We start from the raw sequence: 1305 nt of genomic DNA, 5'->3' as shown, positions 1-1305 counted from the left end.
ACCCACCGCGGAAGTGGAAATTGAAGAACCTTTCGAAGGGGAAAAAGATGAATTTTACAACCTCCTCTTCGGGGATTGGGAAAAGGAAGTCAAAGAGAGGGATGAGGATATAAAACCTCCCGGCGGTGATGACGATGAACTATACCGTCTTTGGTTTGAAGAGGATTAAAACCTTAAGAGTTGGAAGGTAAATGCGGTTAAAGGGAAAAGTCTTTGAGGAGCTGGGAAAAACATTTTTTAACCTCTCGTTGTTATTAATAGGAACGGTAGTAGTTCAACCTTTTGTGTCGGGGAAGTTATCTTTAACTTTAGCCTTTTGGGGGATATTTGGATTTTTCCTCTTTATAGGGTTAGGCATATTTTTAATTGACTACGGGGAGAGATTAAAAGAAAAAGAGGAACAGAAGGAGGAGTAAGATGACGACAGCCGTGATTTTGGTAATAATAGCCGGTGCTGTAGTGGGAATAACAGCTTTGTTTTTGGCACATAAAGAGCTAAAAAGAAGGGAAAAGGAAAAACACGCTTAAAGGTTTGGGGTAAATTAATCCTTTTGGGATTTTTTCTTTTCTTCTCGGAAAGTTTTAAGTTTTAACCAAAAATCTCTACGAATTTCCAAAATAGTGTTGAAAATTCTTTCACCATCTACTGCAAAAATACTTCTTTCTCCCATTTCGAACCATTCTTTCTTTTTATCGTCCCACCCATAAAGCTTGATATTTACATAAGGACTTGGACAATCCCAGCACCAAGAGAAATCTAAAACGACTTTGTGTTTATTAGCTCCTCCTTTGGAGTTTTTTAGCCAAAATTCTACCGTGATAGTTTTGTTTTCGAGGGAATATTCTAAATGTTTAAAATTCTTAAAACCAGGTGTTAGCCCTAAGTTATAGTCAACTACATAGCCGTTATAGGAATTTATAGCTTGAATAAACCGACCGAATTCTTTAATATCCCAAGAAATAGTGTTTTTTGACCTAAGCTGTTGCTCTATGTATTCGGAGAGGCTTAAACCTTTAATTTCAGCGTCTCTTTTTAGCTCCTCTAACAACTCTGGGTCGATTGTTATAGAAATTTTCCTCTTCTTTTTCTCCTCCGGTTTTTTAGGTCTCGGCATAGTTTTTATCTTACCAAAATAAGATTTAAATCTCCTATAAGTTTTTTGGAAAATTTTTAGACCTACTTGGACGTGCTCGGGAGATTTGGAAGCTATTAAGAAAGGACGGGAAACCATATCGAAATAAGGAAATTCGAGGTTTTCCTGATAGGAAAATTAAAGGTGGGCAAGCATAGTCTTTAACCTTTCC

Annotated in this window: 2 protein-coding genes; one reads left to right on the top strand and one right to left on the bottom strand. The window is 36.9% G+C overall.

What is annotated here, in order from left to right:
* Positions 1-191 precede the first annotated feature (191 nt).
* Positions 192-416, top strand: coding sequence for a hypothetical protein (locus MV985_RS09365; protein ID WP_297465644.1), 225 nt, complete (start codon positions 192-194; stop codon positions 414-416).
* Between the two features lie 126 nt (positions 417-542).
* Here the strand turns inward: MV985_RS09365 and MV985_RS09360 are convergent, their stop codons facing one another.
* Complete coding sequence (locus tag MV985_RS09360; RefSeq protein ID WP_297465642.1) at positions 543-1115, bottom strand: ribbon-helix-helix domain-containing protein; 573 nt, start codon at positions 1113-1115, stop codon at positions 543-545.
* Positions 1116-1305: the final 190 nt, after the last annotated feature.

The organism is Thermococcus sp. (assembly GCF_027012695.1).
GTDB lineage: Archaea > Methanobacteriota_B > Thermococci > Thermococcales > Thermococcaceae > Thermococcus.
Note: the sequence above shows the minus strand (reverse complement) of the source record. Positions and strands in the feature narration are given on the sequence as shown.

What these genes read in the sequence shown, in the direction of transcription:
- MV985_RS09365 (WP_297465644.1), top strand. Translation starts at nt 192, where the DNA reads ATGCGGTTAAAGGGAAAAGTCTTTGAGGAGCTGGGAAAAACATTTTTT.
- MV985_RS09360 (WP_297465642.1), bottom strand. Translation starts at nt 1,115, where the DNA reads ATGCCGAGACCTAAAAAACCGGAGGAGAAAAAGAAGAGGAAAATTTCT.